Source organism: Caldimonas taiwanensis NBRC 104434 (assembly GCF_001592165.1).
GTDB classification, from domain to species: domain Bacteria; phylum Pseudomonadota; class Gammaproteobacteria; order Burkholderiales; family Burkholderiaceae_C; genus Caldimonas; species Caldimonas manganoxidans.
The window spans coordinates 1-2,380 of sequence record NZ_BCWK01000052.1 but is presented as its reverse complement, the minus strand read 5'-3'; the positions used below and the strand labels follow the sequence as shown (position 1 = coordinate 2,380).

At 68.0% G+C, this 2,380-nt stretch carries 1 protein-coding gene; it reads right to left on the bottom strand.

All coding sequences use genetic code 11. From position 1 onward, the window contains the following. Window positions 1-2,380 (bottom strand): T6SS effector BTH_I2691 family protein (locus CTA01S_RS16775; protein ID WP_198150907.1); only part of this gene is annotated, 2,380 nt, incomplete at both ends.

The window sequence follows — 2,380 nt, the reverse complement described above, 5'->3', positions numbered from 1 at the left end:
CCACAGACACCGCTCGCTTGACCGCTTGCTCGCCCAAACGGTGCGCCAGGCTGGCACTCCAGGCCGCTTCGGCCACCAGGGCCACGCTGGCAACGAGGCCGAAGATGGCGTCGGCTGCGTTGAACAGGTCCAACTTGTCACCCGTCGAGCTGTATCGATTCAGGGTATCAAGCACCCCCGCCCCATTGATCCACATCCCCAGCAGGCCGACCATGCCTTCCAGCGTGGTGGCAGTGAGGGGCACGGCGCGGGCCAGTTCGTCGACCAGGGCCACGGCCTTGTGGTGCCATTGGGTCTGGGCTCGTACCAGGCGCTCGAACAGGTCTTCGTTGACGCGCAGCGCAGCCGTCCCCCGCGCGACCGAGGCGCCAATCAGCCGCCCAGCGCCAGCGGCAGCCAGCTCGGCTGCGCTCAAGCCCGCTTGACGCGCCTGCAGCGTGTCGGTCAGCAGCCGCAGCCGGATGCGCCGCTGGCCATTGGCGGCGGCTGCGCGCTTGAGTTGGCTGCGGCTCAGGGCATCGGCCCCGGCCGAGCGGCGCTGCGCCATGAGATCTTGGGCCTGCTCCAAACTCAGTTCGATCTCCACCAGCAGCGGCCGGCGCAAGGCGGTCTGGGTCATGGCGCTGTGGCCCGCCAGCGCCACGGTGTGGCTCACCATCAGCGCAGCCGTCAGGCGCTGCCGCAGCGCGCTCATCTGCCCGCTCCAGGCCGCGACCAGCGGCGCGCTCGGCCCCGCCAGGCCCAGCAGCGAGGCCCAGGACTGGGTGATGGTCAGTGAGGCCGCCACGAAGCCCGGCCGCGTCAACCAGCTGTAGCGCGCCAGGTACGGATGCAGCGGCATGTCCTCCTCCAAAGCGAGGAACAGGCCCGCACCCAGGTCGAGCAGCTTGTCGGAGCGTTGCTCCAGCAGATACTGAGCCACTTCTTGCTTGAGCTGCGCCTGGTTGCCCAGCAGAGCGTGCCAGACATGGGCGTCGGGCTCGGTGGGGGCTTTTTGCAGTTGGGCCCAGTAGGTCTCGTTCACCGCAGCGTCATCGCTCAGCGGCGCCGGCGTCCAGGCGCTGGCCACTTCGCATGCAAAGGCTTCGCCCGGGCTGTGGTCCTGCGCGGTGCCCAGGGCGTTGGGGTCTTGGTCGTCAAAGTGCAGGCGCAAGTAGCGCTGCAGCTGCGCTGATCGCAGCGCAGTCATCCAGTCGGCTTCCAGCCGCGCCTGTGGCTGTGCATGGGTCACGCGCATGGTCTGCTCGAACTGCTGCTTCCAGCGCTCGATGCGGTCTTCGTCCACATACTTGCGGTAGCGCTGCCAAGTGCGCTGCGCCGCAGCAAGGGCCCAGCGCTCGGCCCGATCAGGGAACACCACCCGGCCCATGCCGGGGCCGTACCGCAAGATGTCTTGCCGCTCGGTCAGCGGCTCCCAGCGGGCGTTGGCGGGCCAACCGCGCGGGTTGGGTTGCACACGCATGATGTCTTCGAACGCCCCGCGGCTCATCACCAGGTCTTCCAGCTTCCTGCTGCGGGCCTCCATGTCGTCGATGATGGATTGGCGCAAGCCTTCGAGCAGGTGCAGGCTGGCCATGGGGTAGGCATGCTCGGGCTGCGCCAGCGCTTGCTTGGTCAGCTCATGGCGCGCCAGGCGCAGGGCATTGAGTTCAGCCGCATAGCCCAGCGGGTCGGGCAGGACCACGGCCAGCTCGTGACCGGCGGTCTTGGGGTGCGCAGCGGCGGCTTGCCGCAGGGTCTGGACCAGGTGCTCGATCTGCTGGGGCTTGGCCAGGCTGCGGAAGGGATACGTCGGCTGCAGCTTGGCTTCGATCTGCGGCAAATACCAGGCCGGCACGTTGCATTCGAGCAGCTGGCGTTTGAGATTGTGCACATCTGGCTTGAAGGCCGGCGCCGTGGCCGAGCCCAGGCGCACTTCCACCATGGCTTGCGCATTGGCACGGTTGCGCGCCTTGAGCTTGTCGCTCCAGAGGTTGGCGCTGAAGGCCAACCAGATGGATTGGCCGATGAGTTCGTGCGCCTGTGGAATGTACAGCAACCCGAATCCCGAAGGGTTGTGCTCGGGGCGGGTGCACACGGTGTCGGCCGAGGGCACCTCAAAGGCCGGGTGATCTGGCCCCAGCAGGTGGGCTTCGGGGGTGACGCGCCAGCTGTACCACCGATCGGTCTTGGGGATGTACAAGTGCACATAGCCGGCGCGCAGCAGGCGCAGCACCGGGCGGCTTTGCGTCAGCCCCTCAGGCACGAAGGGCGCCACCAGCTCCGGATCCACACGGGTGTGGGCCGCCCCCGGCGGCTGCAGCGCGCTGTGCAGCGCCAGCGGGCTGGGACGCAATAGCAGCAGCGACAGTCCACTCTTGTGGCAAAAGCGGCAAGGAGC